Genomic DNA, 22,161 nt, shown 5'->3' with positions numbered 1-22,161 from the left:
GACAGGGCTTGTTGACGTTTGCTGGTTGTTTTTGCAGCTGAGTGGCTGGTATTTATACAAGGCAGAGCTTGTGCCGTGTAGTTATTCTACATAAACAAGCGACCCGTTTGTATGGAACAAACGGGAACAGCTCTGCTGGCCGAAGGCGAAATATAGGATATATTTCGTATAACGCAGTAGAAATGCCAGCCACACGCTGCCCGAAGGGTTCGTCTGGCGATGCTTTGCTCTTTGTGGCCTACATGGATGTAGGTCAGGGGCGAGAGCAGGACGCGGTAGCTTCTCTCGTCGTTTATTTAGAATAACTAAATTACACTCCTCGTTTCGCGATCAAAACATCGCCAAACGAACAAAATCTAAACAGCAAACGTCAACAAGCCCTAGTGATCAGGTGGCCATTTGGATTAGTGACAGGGCGTTATAACCACTATTCATCAGAATAATAGTGATTTTTTATTTTTGTGATAATGGGGGGCGTTTTTGCAGAAAAAGTTAGCGGCGTGGATCTGTAATTTTGTTACAGTTATCAGGGGCTTCCTTTACATATTCAAGGTTTGAAAATACCGATGTTTTTTTCTAAATTAATGATAATTATCACTTATTTTTACTCCTTTAACTGTGGTTTTAAGTGTTGTTCGCGTGGTGTTGGGTGGTAGGGCTAGGCTGTTTTTGTTAGACTATGCACCGATTTACATAACGGAGGAATTATGCTTAACCCATCCTGGCGTAGGGTTGTACTGAAAGTCGGCAGTGCCCTAATCGCGCCGGACAATGAAGGATGCAGCGAAAAGTATTTGCGTCCTATTGCCGAATTTATCCGCGAATGTCGCTCACTGGGTCGTGAAGTGATTTTAGTCTCTTCAGGCAGTGTAGCGGCTGGTAGACACCATTTTAATTTCCAGCATCATCGTGTGCCTATGGCTTTAAAACGCGCCATGGCTGCCGTAGGTCAAAATGAGATGATGAATTTCTGGAGCCGTTGTTTCGATTTTCCTTGTGCTCAGGTATTACTGACGCACGGTGATTTAAGCGATCGGGTACGCCACGTTAACGTGCAAAATACTATGCGCCGACTGCTAGATCATGGTGTATTGCCTATCGTTAACGAAAACGACACTATTGCTACCGAAGAATTAAAAGTAGGCGATAATGATAATTTAGCGGCTATGGTTGCAACGGTAACGCAGGCTGATGCCTTGATTATCTGTTCAGATGTCGATGGTTTGTATACTGCAGATCCAAACAAAGACCCGAAAGCGACCTTAATCCCTACTGTCAAAAAAATTGATCAGCGCATTTATGACTTAGCCGGTGGTGCAACTTCATCAGTGGGTACGGGAGGGATGCGTACTAAAATTGAAGCAGCAGAAAAAGCCACCACACAAGGTGTTGATACCGTGATTTTAGACGGGCATCAGGCTGACAGTTTTCAGTGTCTTTTAGCGGGCAAGAATCCGGGCACGATATTTTATGCTCAAAAAAATCCGTTACCGGCTAAAAAACATTGGGTTAGACATACCTTACGTGCCAAAGGCGAAATTTGGGTTGATAGCGGTTGTATCGATGCGCTACGTGATAACGGTGCTTCTTTACTCAGCAGTGGTATTGTTGAAGTAAAAGGCGAGTTTGAATCAGGTGATGCGGTGATCGTTCGTTGCTCTAACGGCAAGCGCTCTATTGCTAAAGGCGTAACACGCTTTAGTGCGAGTGAATTGTTTTCAATTAAAGGACAAAAAACCCAGCATATTGCCGATTATTTAGGTTATTGTCCCAACGGTAGTAACGCCGTGATCCATCGCAGTGAAATGATGTTACTGGAGAAAATATGAGTAATGATGTTGCAGCTAAGCTTGCTGCAGAAGCCGCAGTGGCGGCAAAAGCGGTAGCCGTATTAAGCACCGAGCAAAAAAATATCGTATTGCAGTCGTTTGCCGATAAGATTCGTCAAGCCACGCCAACTATTTTAGCCGAAAACCGTGCCGAAGTAGCAGAGGCGACGGCCAATGGCACAGCCGCGGCCATGGTTGATCGTTTAACGTTAACCGCTGAGCGCATTGAAGCGATGGCCAGTGCCATTGAGCAAATTATCCAGCTGCCCGATCCGGTGGGGTTAACCCGCCAAATTGAGCAACGGCCTAACGGCATCAATATTGCCAAGCGTCGTATTCCGCTTGGCGTAATTTGCATGATTTATGAAGCGCGCCCAAATGTAACGGCTGATGCTGGTGCTTTGTGTTTCAAATCGGGTAATGCCGTGATTTTACGTTGTGGTCGGGAAGCGATTAAAACGAGCTTAGCGATTGCCGCTGCTATGCGTCAGGCGTTAGCCGAACATAATCTGCCTGATGCGGTGATTAGTATTGTGCCCGATCCTGATCGTAATTTATTACTGGCGTTGTTAAAGCAGGATGATTACATCGATTTAGTGATCCCACGGGGTGGTGAAGGCTTAATTCGTTTTGTAACTGAGCATAGCCGTATTCCGGTGATCCAGCACTTTAAAGGTGTTTGCCATTTATTTGTGGATGCCAGCGCAAAACCCGAGATGGCCCTTAACTTATTAATTAACGGTAAAGTGCAACGTCCTGGTGTGTGTAACGCCTTAGAAGGCTTACTCGTACATCAATCGATTGCAGATAGTTTTTTACCTAAAGTTGCCGCGGCCTTAGCCGAAAATCACGTTAAGGTGCATGCTTGTGCACAAAGTTTACCGTATTTTAGTGGTGCCTCAGTTATTGCGGAAGATGAATTTGGCCAAGAATACCTTGCGCCGGAAATTGCCGTGCGGGTTGTTGCTGATTTTGACGGTGCCATTGCCCATATTGATCGTTTTGGCAGCCAACATACCGAAGTGATTTGTACAGAAGATCAAGCTAATGCTGACCGTTTTATTGCTACCGTCGATACTGCGGTGGTCATGCATAACGCCTCCTCACGTTTTTCTGATGGTGGCGAGTTAGGTTTAGGTGCGGAAATCGGTATTTCTACCAGTAAGTTACATGCTTATGGGCCTATGGGGCTTGAAGCATTAACCACCGAAAAGTATGTGGTTACCGGCGTGGGGCAAACCCGCGTTTAAAAGAACACGACGAAGTTATTACAGGCTTTTATCGTTGATAAAAGCCTGTTTTTTTGTCTTGAAAAAGCATCGTATCTAAAGGCTCGACTAGCGGGTTATAGCTCGCTATAATGCCGCGTTAATTTTTATAACAGGTCAGGTTCATCTTGAGTTTGTCGACACCCGGCCATCACAGTAAGGCGTATCAGAGCCGCCTGACATTGAATTTGAGGTAAAGAGATGCAAGTTTCTGTTGAAACCACCCAAGGTTTAGAGCGCCGTTTAAATATCGTCGTGCCAGCTGCCAGTATTGATTCAGAAGTGAAGAGCCGTTTACGCGAATTAGCTAAACGTCAGCGTATCGATGGTTTCCGTCCGGGCAAAGCCCCCGTTTCTATTATTCAGAAACGTTTCGGTTCTGCTGTGCTGCAAGAAGTCGCTTCTGAGCAAATGCAACGTTCATTCTACGAAGCTATTGTAGAAAACAAATTAACGCCAGCCGGTGCGCCACAGTTTGCACCTGGTGCCTTAGAAAGCGGCAAAGATTTAGCATTTACGGCTATTTTTGAAGTGTATCCAGAAATCACGGTAGCGGCTTTAGATAAAGTAGAAGTGACTAAGCCTACTGTTGAAATCACCGAGGCGGATTTGTCTAACATGTTAGACACTTTACGCAAGCAACACGCGAAATGGGAAGACAAAGCAGATGCCGCGGCTACTGGCGATCGCGTCACCATGGATTTCGTGGGTTCAATTGACGGCGAAGAATTCGAAGGCGGTAAAGCGACTGATTTCGTTTTAGAATTAGGCCAAGGCCGCATGATCCCAGGCTTTGAAGAAGGCGTGATCGGTAAAGCAGCCGGTGAAGAAACCACGTTAGAAGTGACTTTCCCAGCAGATTACCATGCTGAAAACCTGAAAGGTAAAGCGGCAAGTTTTGCTGTTACCGTGAAGAAGGTTGAAGGCCAGGTATTACCTGAGCTGAATGACGAATTCGCCACTTTATTCGGTTTAGCCGATGCGTCTGTTGATGCATTAAAAGCTGAAGTAAAGAAAAACATGGAACGCGAACTGAAGCAATCCATTAAAGGCAAAGTAAAAGAGCAAGTGATCAAAGGCCTGTTAGCGAACAACGAAGTTGAAGTGCCTAAGTCTCTGATCGCTAGCGAAGTTGATGTATTACGTCAACAAGCATTACAGCGTTTTGGTCAAAACATGGATCCAAAACAGTTGCCAGAATTACCGGCGTCATTGTTTGAAGAACAAGCAAAAGACCGCGTAAAAGTAGGCCTGTTATTAGGTGAAATCATCAAGACTAATCAACTGAAAGTGGATGAAGCTAAAGTTCAAGAGCTGATCGACAACGTGGCCTCGGCCTACGAAGATCCAGCAGAAGTGGTACAGTACTACACCACTAACAAAGAGCTGATGCAAAGCATGCGTAATGTTGCGTTAGAAGAGCAAGCAATCGAAGTTGTATTAGCTGCGGCTAAGGTGACTGAGCAAGCTGCCGCTTTTGACGAGATTATGAACCCAAAGTCCGCTAACTAAGATTGACTTCTTAGCGTATGGCGGTTTTAATGGCTCGGACACGTGTTCGGGCCATTTTATTTTCAGGCACCGTCTTTTCGCCAGTATTACCCAGCTACAGCAGAGGGATCCCAGATTATGCCAATGTCTCGCGACATGAATGACATCGTAAATGCCTTAGTACCTATCGTTATCGAGCAAACGGCTAAAGGCGAACGTTCTTTTGATATTTATTCCCGCTTGCTGAAAGAACGGGTTATATTTTTAACTGGTCAGGTCGAAGACCATATGGCTAACCTGATTGTGGCACAGCTATTGTTCCTTGAATCAGAAAACCCAGAAAAAGACATTTATATTTATATTAATTCACCTGGTGGTTCAGTCACGGCCGGTTTATCGATTTACGATACCATGCGTTATATCAAACCCGATATCGCAACCGTTTGTGTTGGCCAAGCCGCCAGTATGGGCGCGTTCTTGCTATCCGGTGGTACCAAGGGCAAACGTTATTGCTTACCTAATGCTCGCGTGATGATTCACCAACCATTAGGGGGCTTCCAAGGCCAAGCGACAGATTTTGAGATCCATGCCAAGGAAATCCTGTATATTAAAGAGAAACTCAATCGCTTGATGGCTGAGCACAGTGGTAAGAGTTATGAGCAAGTATGTAAGGATACTGAACGCGATAACTTCTTAAGTGCACAGCAAGCCTTGGAATATGGCTTAGTCGACTCCATATTGACCAATAGAGAAGCTAAATAATTGGATTATGCGGGCAGTATTTGCCCGCTGATTGGAAAAAGAGGTAGTTACATGTCTGATCACCGCACTGACGGCGACAAGAGCGGCAAATTACTGTATTGCTCTTTTTGTGGCAAATCACAGCATGAAGTGCGTAAGTTGATCGCAGGGCCACAAGTCTATATTTGTGATGAATGCGTTGACCTATGCAACGATATCATTCGCGAAGAAATTAAAGATATCTCACCTAAACGCGACGGTGAAAAATTACCGACGCCTCGTGAAATTCGTCAACACTTAGACGATTACGTTATCGGCCAAGAACATGCGAAAAAAGTGTTAGCCGTAGCGGTATACAACCATTACAAACGCTTACGTAGCTCGCAGCACAAACAAGACGTTGAATTAGGTAAAAGTAATATCTTGTTAATCGGCCCAACCGGTTGTGGTAAAACGTTACTGGCTGAAACGCTAGCGCGTTTACTCGATGTGCCGTTTACCATGGCTGATGCCACCACCTTAACCGAAGCCGGTTATGTCGGTGAAGATGTCGAAAACATCATTCAAAAGCTGCTGCAAAAATGTGATTACGACGTTGAGAAAGCCCAGCGCGGTATCGTGTATATTGATGAGATTGATAAAATATCGCGTAAATCTGATAACCCATCTATCACCCGTGATGTATCCGGTGAAGGGGTACAGCAAGCCTTACTGAAACTGATTGAAGGTACTGTTGCTTCTGTGCCGCCACAAGGCGGGCGCAAACATCCACAACAAGAATTTTTACAGGTAGATACCTCTAAAATCTTATTTATCTGTGGTGGTGCTTTTGCCGGTTTAGATAAAGTGATTGAACAACGTAGCGCCAAAGGTGCGGGTATTGGTTTCGGTGCTGAAGTTAAAAGCAAAGAAAGCAGCCGTAGCCTGAGCGAATCCTTCCGTGATGTTGAACCTGAAGATTTGGTGAAATATGGCCTGATCCCAGAATTTATCGGGCGTTTACCCGTTGTTGCAACATTAACGGAATTGGATCTTGACGCTTTAGTGCAAATTTTAAGTCAACCGAAAAATGCACTAAGCAAGCAATTCGCGGCATTATTCGAAATGGAAAACGTTGAATTAGAGTTCCGTGACGATGCCTTAAAAGCCATTGCCCAAAAAGCCATGGAACGCAAAACCGGTGCGCGTGGTTTACGTTCTATAGTGGAAGGTGTTCTGCTTGATACCATGTATGAATTGCCCTCTATGCAGGATGTGGCAAAAGTGGTCATTGATGAAACAGTGATCCGAGGCGAGAGTCAGCCCATACTTATCTATGAGAACAACGAACCGGCGGTTGCTGAATCACACTAAATAAAAAAGGAGCTGCAAAGCTCCTTTTTTATCAGATGAATTGAAGTTTGTAGATCCGTCCCCATATACTATTTATTGTCGCCTGCAGTAATTTAATTCGAGAGTAAATCAATGACCACAGAACATTCAGAACGTTTGCACATGCCGGTACTGGCGTTGCGGGACGTTGTTGTTTATCCGCATATGGTAATCCCACTTTTTGTCGGCCGGGCGAAATCCATTAAATGTTTAGACGCTGCTATGGAAAACGATAAGCAGATTTTCCTGGTGGCACAAAAAGACGCCGCTTTGGACGATCCGGCTGAAAGTGATTTGTATCGCATCGGTACCATTGCCACTATTTTACAATTGCTAAAATTGCCTGATGGCACCGTAAAGGTGTTAGTTGAAGGCGGCAAGCGTGCGCAATTAGCTGAATTTACTGAAACAACAGAAAGCTTCGCTGCTTTTATCGATCCTGTAGTAACACAAGACATCGATAGCCGCGAGCAAGAAGTGTTTTTACGCTCGGCCATTAATCAGTTTGAAGGTTATATCAAACTGAACAAAAAGATCCCGCCAGAAGTGCTGACCGCCTTAAGCGGTATTGATGATGCAGCCCGTTTGGCTGACACCATGGCGGCGCATATGCCACTAAAAGTGGATGATAAGCAAAAAGTTTTAGAGCTGACCAATGTCACAGAGCGCATCGAGTATTTGATGGCGATGATGGAAAGTGAAATCGACATTTTGCAAGTTGAACGGCGTATTCGTAGCCGGGTAAAAAAGCAAATGGAGAAAAGCCAGCGCGAGTATTACCTGAACGAGCAAATGAAAGCGATCCAACGCGAATTGGGTGAGCTAGAAGATGCGCCGGATGAATTTGAAGCTTTAGCGAAAAAAATTACTGAAGCGAAAATGCCCGCTGAAGCCGAAACCAAAGCCAAAGCTGAACTGCAAAAGCTGAAGATGATGTCACCGATGTCAGCCGAAGCAACGGTGGTGCGCAGCTATATTGAATGGTTAACGCAGGTGCCGTGGCAAGCGCGGTCTAAAGTGAAGAAAAACTTAGCCATTGCTGAGCAAATTCTCAATGCTGACCACTATGGTTTAGATAAGGTTAAAGAGCGCATCATTGAGTATTTGGCGGTGCAGCAGCGCGTGAATAAACTGAAAGGCCCGATCTTATGTCTGGTTGGCCCACCGGGCGTGGGTAAAACCTCGCTGGGGCAATCGGTGGCAAAAGCTACTGGCCGTAAGTACGTGCGTATGGCACTTGGTGGCGTGCGTGATGAAGCCGAGATCCGAGGGCACCGCAGAACCTATATCGGCTCTATGCCAGGCAAAATCATTCAGAAAATGGCAAAAGTGGGTGTACGTAACCCATTATTCCTATTGGATGAAATTGACAAGATGGCTTCGGATTTCCGTGGCGATCCGGCTGCAGCGTTATTAGAGGTATTAGATCCTGAACAAAATGCCACTTTTAGTGATCACTACTTAGAAGTGGATTATGACCTGTCAGATGTCATGTTCTTTGCCACCTCGAATAGCTTAAACATTCCCGCCGCGTTATTAGATCGGATGGAAGTGATTCGCTTATCGGGTTATACCGAAGACGAAAAACTGAACATTGCCCGTCAGCATTTAATCAACAAGCAAATTAGCCGTAATGGTTTAAAACCCACTGAAGTGGTGATTGAAGACAGTGCAGTCATTGGCATTATTCGTTATTACACCCGTGAAGCCGGTGTGCGAAGCTTAGAGCGCGAATTATCGAAGCTATGTCGCAAAGCGGTAAAACAAATTCTTTTAAACAAAGAGTTGAAAACCGTGCTGATTAACGACGCTAACTTGGAAGAGTTTCTTGGTGTGCATCGCTTTGATTATGGTAAAGCAGAAGACAGCAACCGCATTGGCCAGGTTACCGGTTTAGCCTGGACAGAAGTCGGGGGTGATTTACTAACGATTGAAGCGGCAGCCGTGGTCGGTAAAGGTAAATTAACCTACACCGGTTCGCTTGGCGATGTAATGAAAGAATCGATCCAAGCAGCGATGACGGTGGTACGTAGCCGTGCAGAAGCGCTGCGGATTAACGAAGACTTTTATGAGAAACGGGACATTCACGTTCACGTACCCGAAGGTGCGACGCCTAAAGATGGCCCAAGTGCCGGTATTGCGATGGTCACGGCGTTAGTGTCGGGCTTAACCGGTAATCCGGTGCGAGCAGATGTCGCGATGACGGGTGAGATCACCTTGCGCGGTGAAGTATTACCCATTGGTGGCTTGAAAGAGAAACTGTTGGCTGCACACCGTGGTGGTATAAAACGCGTATTAATTCCGCATGATAACATTCGTGATTTAAAAGAAATCCCAGAAAATGTTAAAGGTGCCTTAGAAATTAAGCCGGTGAAATGGATTGAAGAAGTGCTAGAACTGGCCTTACAAGAGCCAATTGCCCGTGTGACGCCGGTTAATTCACCAAAAACAGCTGCAAAAAGCAAAAAAACCGAAAAAAATCCGGTTTAGGGGCTTTTTATTATCGTAGGCTGTGCTAAGTTATGGTCAGTTTCGGCCAAGCCCTTGTGTAGCAAGGGCTGCGGTCAAAGCCAAAATTATTAGTTTTCTCGTTTCTGCTGCTTGCAAGCAAAGTCGTTGCTTGTTATAACAAGCGGGCAACTTCTAAAAACTAATAGCTTGACGTTGTAGAAAATAATAACAATTGAAGGGGATGATATTGTGAACAAGTCTCAACTTATCGACAAAATTGCTGCGAATGCAGACATTTCTAAGGCCGCAGCAGGTCGTGCTTTAGACGCGTTCATCGACGCTGTTACCGAAGCTCTTAAGGAAGGCGATTCTGTAGCTTTAGTTGGTTTTGGCACTTACACTGTACGCGAGCGTGCTGCCCGTACTGGCCGTAACCCACAAACTGGTGCTACTATTCAAATCGCTTCTGCGAAGATTCCTTCATTTAAGCCAGGTAAAGCGTTAAAAGACGCAGTAAACTAACAGTATTCTGCCCGGCGCGCCGGGAGGGTCCTTAAGCCCGCAGACAATGCCAAGGCTTCTATAAAAAAGGCGCATCTGTTAAGATGCGCTTTTTTTTTAGCACAAACTTTTGTGTCACCGATAACAGAGAAAGAGCAAAGATGTTAGAACGAATCAGAGAAGGCTCGCAGGGATTGACCGCCAAAATCATTTTGGGCTTGGTTATCCTGACATTCGCCCTGGCCGGGGTTGGTGGTTACCTAAGTACGCCACGTGATGCGGTTGTTGCCGTGGTTAATGGCGATGACATTAGTCAGGTGCAGTATGAGCAAGCATTACAAAATGAACGTGCTCGTATGCAACAGCAGTTTGGTGAAATGTACGATATGTTAGCCGCCGATCCTGCGTATATGGCTAACTTTCGTAATGAAGTGTTAGAACGTTTAATTGACGAAACCTTACAAAAGCAATTTGCCCGTAAGTTGGGTTTGCGGGTAGGTGATGATCAAGTACGTGAAACCGTTACTGGCCTACCAGAATTCCAAGTTGATGGCGTGTTTAATCAAGATCGCTTTATCGCGTTATTACGCCAAGCCGGTTATCAACCTGCTGACTTCCGCGAAATGGTTCGCGAAGGTTTAGCCACAACCCAACTGATGCAAGGCTTAGTGGGCAGTGAATTTGGTTTACCTGCCGAAATTAATTTATTGCTGTCGTTACAACAGCAAACACGTGACATCCGTTATTTCACGGTAACTGCTGAGCGTTTTGCTGAGCAAGTTAGTGTCAGCGACGATATGCTGCAAGAGTACTATCAGCAAAATATCAGCCGTTTTATGACGCCTGAGCAAATCTCTGCTGAATATGTAGAATTGTCAGCGGCCAAGTTAGCGGAAGACATCGAAGTGACTGAGCAGCAAGTGGCTGATTACTATCAAGCTAACGCTGCGCGCTATGGCACCGAAGAAAAGCGTGAATTTGCCCACATTATGCTGGAAAGCGAAAGTGAAGATGCCGCTATTGCTGCACAAGCTGCTGCCTTATTAGCGGAATTACAACAAGGTGCAGATTTTGCTGAGTTAGCAAAAACCCGTTCTGCCGATACCTTCTCTGCCGAAAATGGCGGTAATTTAGGTGAGTTGGTGGCCGGTCAAATGGACCCTGTGTTCGAAGAAGCCGCTTTTGCGCTAACAGAACTAGGCCAATTATCTGGCGTAGTGAAAAGTGAATATGGTTATCATATTATCAAGTTAGCCACGCTTGAGCCGGCAGTGACTAAACCTTTAGCTGAGGTTGCTGCAGAAATTGCGACAACGTTAAAAGCGGAGCAAGCCACGGCCTTATTTTATGATCTGCAACAGCGTTTAGCACAAGTCTCGTTTGAGCAGCCTGACAACTTAGAAGAAGCCGCTGATGTGGTTGGTTTACAAGTTAAAACTACCGGCTTATTTGAGCGCGCTAATGCGGCAGAGCCCTTATCACAACCGGCTATTTTGAATCGGTTATTTGATTTGAACTTCATTGCCGAAGGCTTAAACAGCGATGTGTTAGAAATTGCTCGCGAGCATGTTGTGGTGATGCGCGTTAAAGAACATGTACCGGCACGTACCTTAGGTTTAAATGAAGTGCGCGCTGAAGTACAAAACGCAGTACAACAAGCTGAAATGGCCAAACAAGCTGCTGCCTATGCGGCAGAGCTCGTCGCCGCAGGTGGCGATTTAGCCGCGATGGCGAGTAAAGCAGAGGCGAGCATCGTTGATAGTGCTGCCACGCCGCGGTTTGGTGGTAGTTTAGAAACAGAGGTACGCAGTAAAGCGTTTGCTATGCCAAGACCTACTAACGATCAAGCCAGTATTGACTCGGTGCAGTTAAGTAACGGTGATGTGGTATTAGTGGCGGTGGATGCGGTTACCCCTGCCAATATTAGCAGTGTGCCAGATACCAGCCAGTTAGAAGCGATTGCACGTCAGCAAGCAGAGCTGCATTATCAAGCGCTAATTGCCACTTTAAAAGCTGACGCTAAGATCACGCGTCAATTACGCACGACTGATTTGAGTGAGCAGTTGTAAGCGCATTGAAACGGCGTTAACGCCAAAACACTGAAAAGGGAGCCAACGGCTCCCTTTTTTATTCATTTGAGCACAGGCTGTGCTAGCAGCGTTTTTCTTCGGTGTTAGGCGCTACTTTTAATTAAACGCTTGGTATAGTCATGTACGGGGTTATTGAACACCGCGGTGGTATTACCCACATCGACCATTTGTCCTTCATGTAACACCAGCATCTCATCACTAATATGACGTACCAAACGTAAGTTATTGGTAATTAATAAATACGCCAAGCCATTTTTTTGCTGTAGCTCTAGCAGCAGGTTAACAATTTGGGCGCGTAAAGAAGGATCCAGTGCGGTTAAGGCTTCATCTAAGATCAGCAGCTTGGGATCGAGAATTAAGGCTCGTGCCAGCGCGACCCGTTGTAATTGCCCCCCAGAGAACATATGCGGGTAGTACTCTGCATGTTCATCCAATAAACCCAAGGTGCGAAGGGTGCTACGGATTTTTACACGGCGTTGCTCAGTATCTAAAATGGTACTAAAGCGCAGTACGTCTTCTAACATTTGCCCGACTTTTTGTAGCGGATTAAGTGAGTGGCCAGCATCTTGAAAGATAAACCGGATAACGTGGTTATACTTTTTATAGTTAGTAATATCGACTTGCTGTCCTGACAGGCGAATAATGCCGCTATCGGGTTTTTCGATGCCCACTAACAACTTGGCCAAGGTGCTTTTACCTGAACCGGTTTCCCCGATAATTGCCAAGGTTTTTCCGGTGTCTAAGCTAAAGCTGACATCTTGTAAGGCAATAATTTTTTTACGGTTTAGCCCACGCTGTTTAAAGTAGCATTTGCTAAGCTGTTCCACCTCGAGTAAGGCGCTCATGATTCATCTCGCTTTTTCAGAGGGAAGTGGCAACTGTAATAATGATTTTGTAGCCGTTCTAGCACCGGTGTTTTTACACACTCTTTGCGAGCATTTGGGCAACGTGGCCCTAAGCGACAACCAATCGGCACATGTTGTAAGGTTGGAATACTGCCCGGTAATGCATACAGAGGGGTTTTGGGGGCTAGGTTACTCTGAAACTCAGGTACGCTTTTAATCAGGGCATTAGTGTAGGGATGAAACGGGTGCTTGAGAATTTGGCTGGTTTCGCCGCTTTCTACTAATTGTCCACAATACAGCACACTAATATGTTGGGTGTAACGCGCGACACTCTCCAGTTCGTGGCTGATTAACAATACCGCCATGCCTTTTAATTGGTTAAAGCTGGCCAGCAAACGAAACAGCTGCGCTTGGGTCGTACTTTCTAAAGCGGTGGTGGGCTCATCGGCAATAAGCAGTTTGGGGTTTTTCGCGATGGCCATGGCAATCATCACTTTTTGGCAAATCCCCTCTGATAACTGATAGGGATAGCTTTGCATAATGCTTTTATGATCGCGGATCCCCACTTTGTGCAGCAAGGCAATGGCTCTTTTGCGCCGCAAAAAAGGTTTTTGCCACCAGCTACCGGTCAGCAGGTGGCTGGGGATGGCTTCTTCAAGTTGCTCACCAATTTCGGCGGTGGGATCCAAACTGCGGCTGGGCTCTTGGTAAATCATCGCGATATCTCTACCGATAATTTGCCGCCGTTGTTCAGCCGTTACCCGCAGCATATCTTGGCCCATCCAGTTAAAGCGATCGGCGGTAACTTGCCAGCGACGATTGAGTACACCGACAATTGCTTTGGCTATCAAGCTTTTGCCTGAGCCCGATTCACCCACTAAGCCCCGTGTTTCACCTTCGCGTAAACTGAGGCTCACGCGATCGACGGCGCGGATCAGCCCTTCAGGGGTTTCTAGTTCGATAGTCAGGTTTTTAATATCCAGCAGCAACATTAGCTTTCCCGCCGTTTTTGAATAGCCACTTTTAAACCATCACCTAATAAATTAACGGATAATACCGCCGCGAAAATCAGTAAGCCGGGCACTGCCACGCTGGCGGGGGCCACGTAGATCAGATCCATAGAATCACTGATCATCGCCCCCCATTCCGCGGTAGGGGCCTGTGCTCCCAAGCCTAAAAAGCCCAGCGCCGCGATATCTAAGATCGCCGTGGATAAGGCCATGCTGCTCATGACCGTAATTTTTTCCCAGATATTTGGGATCACCACACGGGTTAACACCTGCCAGTTATTCGCACCATCTAAGCGGTAGGCGGTAACATAATCGCGCTTTAACTGATCGGCAATGGCATTACGAATGCCATGCACAAATTGTGGTAAGAGCGCCAAAATAATGGCCCAAGCGGTGTTAGCTAAACCAGGGCCTAGAATTGCGACGATAATAATCGCCAGCAATAATGAGGGAATCGTTAAAACCAAATCGAGTAAGTGATTAAAGAAGCTGGATTTAACACCACGGCTCATACCGGCTAATGCGCCTAATGCTAAACCGGCCATTAAGCTGGCTAATACCGTCACTAAGGCTAAACCAAAAGTGTAGGTAGTGCCTTTGAGCATTCTAGAAAGCAGATCGCGTCCCAAGTCGTCGGTACCAAACGGGTATTGCACTAAGCCGTCAGGGGCCCAAGACGGCGGCAGTAGTAATAAATTATCGGCTTGAAAATACGGATCATGCGGGGTGATAAAGGGCGCAATAACACTGAAGAGTAAAAAACTGGCAAAGAGTGTTAACCCCACCAAAGCGCTGTGTTGCCGAGAGAACTCACGCCATAACTGTGCCAGTGGTGAGCGATTGTTTTCTTCTAGATAGAGACGAAATTTAGCCATATTAAGACTTCCTGGCCAGCGGATTAAACAGCGTATGCAGAATTTCAGTCAGCATATTAACAGTAATCACCAACGTCGAAATAATCATTAAACCCGATTGGATCGCGGGAAAGTTGCGCTGATAAATACTGTCTATTAACCAACGGCCTATCCCAGGCCACGAGAAAATGACTTCTGTTAACATCGCTAGCGTGATGAGGGCGCTAAACTGCAAACCGATTTGCCGGATCACCGGTAACAACGCATTACGCAAGCCATGTCGATATAACACTTGTAGCCGGTTTAAGCCTTTAGCTTTGGCCGTTTTTATATAATTTTGATCCCACACCTCAAGCATCGCATCGCGTACAAAGCGGATCATCACGGTAGTGGGGTAGGTGGCGAGGACTAAGGTGGGCAAAATTAAGTGTGTTAGCGCATCGTGGAAGGCCGCTTGTTGATAGCTAACATCAGCATACATAATATCGAGCATAATAAAGCCGGTAACGTTGGGGATTTCGTATAACACACCGATACGACCGCCAGAGGGAAACCAGCCGAGCCCAATACAAAAAAACATAATGAGTAACAAAGCCCACCAGAAAATAGGTAAGGAATAACCGATCAATGCCAGCCCAGAGATGGTCTTGCCAAATACCCCTTGCGGTTTAATGGCGGCTAAAATACCGAAGGGCACACCCAGTACAAAAGAGAGCAGTAGGGCGTAGGCGGTTAATTCTAAGGTGGCGGGCAGTACTTGCCAGATCTCTTGTAACAGCGGTTGCTGACTGGCAAAGGATAAGCCCCAATTACCCGCGATAATGCGTTCAAGAAAAGCCAAATACTGTGCCAAGTAAGATTGGTCGAGCCGATACTCACTGATCAGTAAATCGCGCTGTGTACTGTCGATATAACGCAGACCACTGAAGTTTTGTAACGGATCGCCAGGAAATAAATAACCGAGCGCAAAAGCAAAGATACTTAGACCTAACAAGACGGTGCCAAGTAAAAACAAGCGACGTAGTAAAAAAACAATCATGGTAGCACCCGCCTAGCGGCAAACAGCGCGATGCCACCGTAAGGGTTAATGATAACGCCTTCAACATTAGCATTAATGGCCTGAAAACGCTGCGAGTGCGCAATCGCCACTAAGGGCATTTCTGCATGTAAATGACGTTGTGCCGCCAGATAATAAGCACGGCGTGCCTCTTGGTTGTCGGTACTGAGCGCTTGACTCAGCAATAAATCAAAGGTCGGATCACACCACAATGCGCGATTACTTCCGCTATCGGCCGCGGCACAGCTCAGTAGCGGGCTAAAGAAGTTATCAGGATCCGGGTTATCAGCGGCCCAGCCAATTAACACCGAATCATGCTCTCCTTCGGATAATTTACGCCGAAAGGTGTTCCATTCATAACTTACTATATTAGCAGTTACGCCAATATTAGCCAGATCGGCTTGGATCAGTTCCGCCATTTTTAACGCGTTGGGGTTATACAAACGCTGCACCGGCATCGCCCAGATATCCATGCTAAAGCCAGCAGCTAAACCGCTTTCTGCCAGCAACTCGCGTGCGCGCTGTGGATTGTATTCTGCGTCGGGGAGCTTTTGCTCAAAGGCCCACGAGGTTGGCGGCAAGATCCCTTTGGCCGCAGTGGCTTGATTAAAATATACCGCCTGTAAAATCGCGCTTTGATTAATCGCTATTGCCAAAGCTTGGCGCACTTTAACTTGGTCAAATGGCGCTTTGGTGGTGTTAAAAGCCCAAAAACCCACGTTCATGCTGGTACTTTCTTGCACTTTAACATCGGGACGTTCGCTAATCAGCGTAAGCTCAGCCAGACGCGGAAAGGCCACGATATCACATTCATGCGTCAGCAGTTTTGCCATGCGTTTGGCATTATTTGGCACAATATCAAATACCAATTGTTCCATGGCCGATTGGCCACGCCAATAGTCAGTATTGCGATATAAACGCACTAGCACATCTTTTTGATATTCACGAAAGCGAAATGGCCCCGTGCCAATCGGTCGACTATCTAACAAAGCCTGCTGCCCATCGGTTAACAGGTTTGCGGCATACTCGGCAGATAAAATCGCAGCAAAGTCCGTTGCTAGGTTGGATAAAAACGAGCTGTCAGGACGACTCAGCTCAAAGCGCACCTGATTAGGGCCTATAGCGCTAACTTGCTGCACTAAAGCGGCCCAGTTAACGCTTTGAAAGTACGGATAGTTGCCGCCACCTAAAAAGTGATAAGGGTGGCTAGGCTCCATTATCCGCTCAAAAGTAAAGACAACGTCATCCGCGTTGAAGGGCCTACTTGGGCTAAAAAAACGGGTTTGATGAAATTTTACATCTTGGCGTAAGGTGAAATCATAGATCAGGCCATCGGCCGATCGTTGCCAAGATACCGCTAAGCCAGGCAGCAAGTTACCGTTCTCAGGATCGATATCCAGCAAACGATCATAAAGTTGCTGGCTGATAATATCGATAGTCGTGCCTGAGGTCACGCGCTGTGGATTAAAGTGTTCAGGGGGGCCTTCTGCGCAATAAACTAAGCCTGAGCGCACTGTCTCGGGTACTTCTTGTTGGCACCCGGCGAGCCAAACAACACTGACCAGCAGCGCGATTAATCGATTTTTCATGCTTGTTGGCTATCCAGCAGCTGATATTTTTTCATATAACCTCTTAACTGATGATAAGTCAGTCCTAGCATTTCTGCTGTTTTTTTCTGATTATACTGGCTTGCTGCTAGCGCTTGCTTGATTAAATTGATTTCAAAATCTTGCGACAGGATTTTAAAATCTAAAGGTTGGCTAAAGTCATGTTCGGTGGCCGAAGGCGGCGCAGGCGAAAAAGGCGAGGGGTTAGCGAGCTCAGTTGTTTTATCAACAACGGCTGGCGTTTTCACGGCATGGCTGGTCTTAGTCCGTTTTTGGGGGCGAAACGCCGACTCAAAAGGATCGAGTTGGATCTCATGTACCGGCACATAAGCATTATTATTGCGATATACCGCGCGCTCTACCACGTTTTTTAATTCGCGGACATTACCCGGCCAGTCATAATCGAGCAGGGTGCGTTTTGCCCGCTCAGTAAAACCACTAAACAGCTCTAGGCCTAACTCGCGAACCATATTCATAGCAAAATGCTCGGCCAGTTGCATAATATCTTCACGGCGTTCACGCATCGGTGGCAAGGTGATCACATCAAAAGCGAGGCGGTCAAGCAAGTCGGCACGAAATTCACCTAGCTCCGCCATTGACGGTAAATCTTCGTTGGTTGCGCAAATCAGGCGCACATCGACTCGGATCGGTCGGCTGCCGCCAACACGTTCAAACTCACCGTATTCAATAACGCGCAGCAGTTTTTCTTGCACCATCGCGGGGGTATTCGCCAGTTCATCTAGAAATAAAGTGCCACCACTGGCCCGTTCAAAGCGGCCTTCATGGCGTTTACTGGCACCGGTAAAAGCGCCGGCTTCATGGCCAAATAATTCACTTTCAAGCAGGTTTTCGTTCAGTGCGGCACAGTTAAGCGTTTGATATTGTTGATCCCAACGTTTAGATAGAAAATGTAGGCGGGCGGCAATCAGTTCTTTACCCGTACCGCGCTCACCAATGATTAAAACCGGTTTATCCAGCGGAGCCAATTGTGACACCTGGTCAAGCACGTTTAAAAAGCTGTTGGCTTGGCCGATGAGATTATCTTGCCGAAACTTTTGATTCATGGTGAGCTATTAGTTGGTTAAATTAACTAATTTATAGTGTATTTCATAACCGATGGTAGGAACAGTTTTATTTTTATTTTAAATAAACCTGTTTATATTCATTGATTTAAAATTTATTACCAAGTTGGCAAGGAATCTGAATAAGGTTAAGGGGTAAACACTATTTACTTAACGCAGAGGATTACATTATGGGCATTTTTTCCCGCTTTTCCGATATCGTCAACTCGAATATCAACGCATTACTGGATAAAGCTGAAGATCCAGAAAAAATGGTGCGGTTAATCATCCAAGAAATGGAAGACACCTTAGTCGAAGTGCGTTCTTCATCGGCTAAAACAATCGCTGAGAAAAAAGAATTACAGCGTGTGGTTAATCGTTTGCATGAAGAAGTGAACGATTGGCAAGCTAAAGCCGAATTAGCCTTATCGAAAGATCGCGATGATTTAGCGCGCGCCGCTTTGATTGAACGGCAAAAAGCCCAAACGCAAGCGGATGCGGTAAGCCGTGATATTGCTAATCTGGATGAACATATCAGTAAATTGCAGGATGAAGTCTCGCAGCTGCAAGAAAAACTGGCGGATGCCAAAGCACGCCAAAAAAGTATGCTGATGCGCCAGCAAACGGTGGCGAATCGTTTAGAAGTGAAGAAAACCCTAGATAGCACTAAGCTGAATGATGCGATGTATCGCTTTGAACGCTATGAGCAAAAAATTGATAACTTAGAAGCGCAGGTTGAAGCCTACGACTTAGGCAAAAAGACCTTAAAAGACGAGTTCGCTGAACTGGCGGCGCAAGATAAGATTGATCACGAATTGGCTGCTTTAAAAGCCAAGATGCAGCAAGGTTCTAAAGACGCCTGAGTACAGGCGTCGTTTCAAAAGGGTTAAACCATGGATTTACATGAATTAATTTTTGTGCCACTGATACTGTTTATGCTTTTTGTGGCACCGCTGTGGGTGATTATGCATTATCGCAGTAAAAATAAAATTAAGCAGGGGCTCTCGGCCAGTGAGTTAGAGCAGTTAAATGAATTGGCGCACCGCGCTGAGAAAATGTCGGAGCGTATTAAAACACTAGAAGCGATTTTAGATGCAGAAAGTCCACGTTGGAGGACGCAACATGATTAAGAAAAGAGCTGAATTACTGCGCGATGATGAAAATGGCAAGATCGCGGGGGTGTGTGCTGGTATCGCTGATTACTTCGGCTGGGAAATTTGGCTGGTACGTATTATTACCATTTCTGCTGCTTTTCTTGGCGCAGGTGGTTTAGTTTTTGTACTCTATATTGCAGCTTGGGTGGTGCTTGAAAAAAAGTCACTGGCTCAACCGCCAACCGCCGGGGCAGGCAATTCCATCTATAATGGGAAATCGGTTGAGCTGAAAACTCGAGTTTGGCAACGTGGTGAGTCACCAAAACAGGCGTTACAGCACTTAAACCACCAATTTAATAGCATGGAGTTGACGTTGCGTGATATGGAGCGGCATGTCACCTCAAGCCACTTTCAGTTAAATCGAGAGTTTAATAACCTCTGATGTCTTAACAGACTAAGCGAGTATTATGAGTTGGTTAGAAAGCATTCAGTATCAAAGTCAACAATGGGGCCAACGCGCACTGGATCGGCATTTGCGCCTTGGCGTGACGGGGCTCAGTGGTGCTGGCAAAACCGCATTTATTACTTCCTTAGTGCATCAGTTGACGCTGGGCGATCAGCCAGAACATTTGCCGTTTTTTGCTGTGGTACAACAAGGGCGCTATTTGGGTGGGCGGCTAGCCAATAATCAACCCTTGGCTTTTCCGCGGTTCCCTTATGAACAAAACGTGCAGTATTTACAGCAACAGCCAGCGACATGGCCACCGTCTACGGCTGGTTGGAGCCAATTAAACCTCACTTTACGTTATAAATCAGCCGCGGGCTGGCGCTCGAAGATCCAACAGCGCAGTGAGTTACAACTCGAGCTTGTCGATTACCCTGGTGAGTGGTTACTTGACCTTCCGATGTTGCAGCAAGATTATCAGCAGTGGTCATCATTTTGTTGGACGCTGTTTCAGCAGCCACATCGTCAAGCTGAAGCACAAGTTTTTGCAGACTTGCTAGCCAATACCGATTTAAACGATGTTAGCGCATTGCAGTTGCAGCGCTTAACCGATGCTTATTTAAATTTATTACACACTTTTCGCGCGAATGCGGCGACGTTTTTGCATCAACCCGGTCGTTTATTAGTGCCTGGCGAATTAGCCGGCGCGCCAATGTTAAAACTTTTTCCGTTGTTACCGGCGCAATTAAAGCAGGATAGCCCGTTGCTGCAACAACTCAGCGAGCATTATCACAGCTATTGTGATTACGTGATTAAACCCTTTTATCGACAGCATTTTTCCCGCTTAGATCGTCAAGTCGTGTTAGTGGATTGCTTATCCGCACTGAATGCTGGCTTCGCTGCGATGCAAGAACTACAGCAGGCCTTAGGTTTAATTATGCAAAGCTTCCGCTATGGCCCCGCCAGTATTCTGGGCCGCTTATTTAAACCACAGATTAATAAAGTGCTGTTTGCCGCGAGTAAGGCCGATCATGTCACACCCGAGCAACATAAAGCCCTGACGTTATTATTGCAGCAGCTTTTACTACAGCCGATTAAACATAGCCATTATGCGTCAGCAAAAAGTGAGGCCATGGCCTTAGCAGCGATCCGAGCCAGTAGCGCCGGATTTGTGCAACACGCTGGGCAAAAAAGCCCTTGTATCAGTGGTGTTGAGTTAGATAGCGGAAATAAGGTCACGCTGTTTCCAGGTGAAGTACCGGCTAAACTGCCGGATGCGGCCTTATTTAACCGGCATCCTTTTCAATTTCCGGCGCTCGCGCCGTTGCAACACCGCGGACAACAACCAATGCCACATGTGCGGATGGATCACGCCTTGGAGTTTCTACTAGGAGACAAATTACAATGACGGATTTAAAGCCTGCGCAACGCTTTAGCGATGTGGCCGATGTGAACAGTCCTTTGTTACAACCGCGTGCACAGTTTAGCGAACACGCTATACAGCCAGAGCTACCAGAGCCCAGCGAGCTAGCCAGCGAGCCCGGTTCACGCCTCGTTAGCAAGTTAATATATGTGGGCGTCGTGTTGGTGCTAGTGTTGGCGATATGGCAATGGTTAGCGTGGTGGCAACAAAGTTGGCAAGCCAGTATACCGATGGCAATACTCAGTAGCTTACTCAGTGTGGTGCTTGGTAGTGTCGTGTTGATCGTGGGGTTTAGAGAGTGGCAGTTATGGCGGCGCTTAAAGCAAAATCAGCGTTGGCAGCAACAAGCCACACGGATCAATGACAGCGTGCAGTTTGGTGAAGCCGCAGCTTTGTGCCAAGACATGTTAGCGGTATTACCACCGAGTAGCTCGTTAACCGCAGCAACTGCGCGTTGGCAGCAAGCGCTAACGCCCGAGCACAGTGATCAAGAGCAACTGAATTTATTTAATCAGTTGGTGCTAAGCGATGCCGATAAGAAATCTCGGCAGGTGATTTGGCGCGCCAGTACCGATAGCAGTTTGGCGGTGGCGATCAGTCCTTTTGCCTTGGCCGATATGTTATTGGTGTTATGGCGCAGCAGTCGCATGTTACGCGAATTAGCGCAGGTATATGGTGCGCCTATTGGTCAATTACGCAGTATGGCGATGTTAAAGCGGACCTTTACCGCCTTATTGTGGGCAGGCGGCTCTGAGGTGGTGCTCGATATGGCGTCGGATGTGCTCAGTAGTGAGCTAACGGCAAAAATTTCTGCCCGCGCTGGACAAGGCGTGATTGCCGGTTTGTTGGTCGCCCGCATTGGCAGTTTAGCGCAACAACAATTACGCCCTTTACCCCTGCAAGTGAACCAAAAGGTCAGTGTGAGCGAATTAGCCAAAGTCTTAGTAGGGCGCTTTAAAGGCCAAACTGCAACTGACAATAAAAGCTGACAATTTTAACTGGTAAGATATGTTGTTGCTTCAG

At 46.5% G+C, this 22,161-nt stretch carries 19 protein-coding genes; 13 read left to right on the top strand and 6 right to left on the bottom strand.

All coding sequences use genetic code 11. The annotated features are described in order from the left end of the window. The first annotated feature begins 707 nt into the window (after positions 1-707). The 8 genes from proB (at position 708) to L1N97_RS01230 (ending at position 11,721) form a co-directional block, all read left to right on the top strand. Positions 708-1,829, top strand: a complete 1,122-nt coding sequence (gene proB / locus L1N97_RS01265) for a glutamate 5-kinase (protein WP_236128599.1) — start codon at positions 708-710, stop codon at positions 1,827-1,829. After that, entirely contained in the window at positions 1,826-3,079 is a 1,254-nt protein-coding gene (locus L1N97_RS01260) for a glutamate-5-semialdehyde dehydrogenase (RefSeq protein WP_236128598.1), read from the top strand. Before proB ends, L1N97_RS01260 begins: the two co-directional genes overlap by 4 nt. A gap of 219 nt (positions 3,080-3,298) precedes the next feature. Continuing rightward, positions 3,299-4,609 (top strand): trigger factor, encoded by a 1,311-nt coding sequence (gene tig / locus L1N97_RS01255; protein ID WP_236128597.1) that lies wholly within the window; start codon positions 3,299-3,301, stop codon positions 4,607-4,609. Between the two features lie 117 nt (positions 4,610-4,726). Further along, a complete protein-coding gene (gene clpP, locus L1N97_RS01250) occupies positions 4,727-5,350 on the top strand; it encodes an ATP-dependent Clp endopeptidase proteolytic subunit ClpP (RefSeq protein WP_420778843.1) in 624 nt (207 codons plus the stop codon). 51 nt (positions 5,351-5,401) lie between these two features. Next, a complete protein-coding gene (gene clpX / locus L1N97_RS01245) occupies positions 5,402-6,682 on the top strand; it encodes an ATP-dependent protease ATP-binding subunit ClpX (protein WP_226749791.1) in 1,281 nt (426 codons plus the stop codon). A gap of 111 nt (positions 6,683-6,793) precedes the next feature. Continuing rightward, positions 6,794-9,190, top strand: coding sequence for an endopeptidase La (gene lon, locus L1N97_RS01240; RefSeq protein WP_236128596.1), 2,397 nt, complete (start codon positions 6,794-6,796; stop codon positions 9,188-9,190). Between the two features lie 210 nt (positions 9,191-9,400). Beyond that, a complete protein-coding gene (gene hupB, locus L1N97_RS01235) occupies positions 9,401-9,673 on the top strand; it encodes a nucleoid-associated protein HU-beta (RefSeq protein ID WP_226749793.1) in 273 nt (90 codons plus the stop codon). Positions 9,674-9,813: 140 nt separating this feature from the next. Beyond that, positions 9,814-11,721 carry a SurA N-terminal domain-containing protein gene (locus L1N97_RS01230; RefSeq protein WP_236128595.1) on the top strand — a complete coding sequence of 636 codons (1,908 nt, stop codon included), beginning with the start codon at positions 9,814-9,816 and terminating at the stop codon, positions 11,719-11,721. A gap of 104 nt (positions 11,722-11,825) precedes the next feature. On the opposite strand, the gene L1N97_RS01225 is transcribed toward L1N97_RS01230, so the two are convergent. Genes L1N97_RS01225 through pspF form a run of 6 tightly spaced genes read right to left on the bottom strand, consistent with a single transcriptional unit; the run spans position 11,826 to position 18,179 of the window. Beyond that, entirely contained in the window at positions 11,826-12,587 is a 762-nt protein-coding gene (locus tag L1N97_RS01225; RefSeq protein WP_236128594.1) for an ATP-binding cassette domain-containing protein, read from the bottom strand. Next, a complete protein-coding gene (locus L1N97_RS01220; protein WP_229584925.1) occupies positions 12,584-13,579 on the bottom strand; it encodes a peptide ABC transporter ATP-binding protein in 996 nt (331 codons plus the stop codon). The genes L1N97_RS01225 and L1N97_RS01220 overlap by 4 nt, the downstream gene beginning before the upstream one ends. Next, a complete protein-coding gene (locus L1N97_RS01215; protein ID WP_229584926.1) occupies positions 13,579-14,472 on the bottom strand; it encodes an ABC transporter permease subunit in 894 nt (297 codons plus the stop codon). Before L1N97_RS01215 ends, L1N97_RS01220 begins: the two co-directional genes overlap by 1 nt. 1 nt (position 14,473) lies before the next feature. Continuing rightward, complete coding sequence (locus L1N97_RS01210; protein WP_229584927.1) at positions 14,474-15,490, bottom strand: ABC transporter permease; 1,017 nt, start codon at positions 15,488-15,490, stop codon at positions 14,474-14,476. Further along, complete coding sequence (locus tag L1N97_RS01205) at positions 15,487-17,097, bottom strand: ABC transporter substrate-binding protein (RefSeq protein ID WP_236128593.1); 1,611 nt, start codon at positions 17,095-17,097, stop codon at positions 15,487-15,489. Before L1N97_RS01205 ends, L1N97_RS01210 begins: the two co-directional genes overlap by 4 nt. Continuing rightward, positions 17,094-18,179, bottom strand: coding sequence for a phage shock protein operon transcriptional activator (gene pspF / locus L1N97_RS01200; RefSeq protein ID WP_236128592.1), 1,086 nt, complete (start codon positions 18,177-18,179; stop codon positions 17,094-17,096). The genes L1N97_RS01205 and pspF overlap by 4 nt, the downstream gene beginning before the upstream one ends. Before the next feature lie 188 nt (positions 18,180-18,367). Between pspF and pspA the strand changes: the two genes are divergently transcribed. From pspA to L1N97_RS01175, 5 genes are read left to right on the top strand one after another with little or no spacing between them, the layout of a single operon-like run. After that, the gene (gene pspA, locus L1N97_RS01195; protein WP_229584930.1) at positions 18,368-19,039 is read left to right on the top strand and encodes a phage shock protein PspA; all 672 of its coding nucleotides are present in this window, start codon (positions 18,368-18,370) and stop codon (positions 19,037-19,039) included. Positions 19,040-19,069: 30 nt separating this feature from the next. Next, positions 19,070-19,306: an envelope stress response membrane protein PspB gene (gene pspB, locus L1N97_RS01190; RefSeq protein ID WP_226749802.1), complete on the top strand. Its 237-nt coding sequence runs from the start codon at positions 19,070-19,072 to the stop codon at positions 19,304-19,306. Then, positions 19,299-19,712, top strand: coding sequence for an envelope stress response membrane protein PspC (gene pspC, locus L1N97_RS01185; protein WP_236128591.1), 414 nt, complete (start codon positions 19,299-19,301; stop codon positions 19,710-19,712). The genes pspB and pspC overlap by 8 nt, the downstream gene beginning before the upstream one ends. Positions 19,713-19,737: 25 nt before the next feature. Further along, entirely contained in the window at positions 19,738-21,123 is a 1,386-nt protein-coding gene (locus tag L1N97_RS01180) for a YcjX family protein (protein WP_236128590.1), read from the top strand. Further along, positions 21,120-22,127, top strand: a complete 1,008-nt coding sequence (locus L1N97_RS01175) for a TIGR01620 family protein (protein WP_236128589.1) — start codon at positions 21,120-21,122, stop codon at positions 22,125-22,127. The genes L1N97_RS01180 and L1N97_RS01175 overlap by 4 nt, the downstream gene beginning before the upstream one ends. Positions 22,128-22,161 lie beyond the last annotated feature (34 nt).

It is taken from the genome of Rheinheimera sp. UJ63 (genome assembly GCF_021568285.1).
GTDB classification, from domain to species: Bacteria; Pseudomonadota; Gammaproteobacteria; order Enterobacterales; family Alteromonadaceae; genus Alishewanella; species Alishewanella maricola.
The sequence above is the reverse complement of the archived record's forward strand: the minus strand, read 5'-3'. Positions and strand labels throughout refer to the sequence as shown.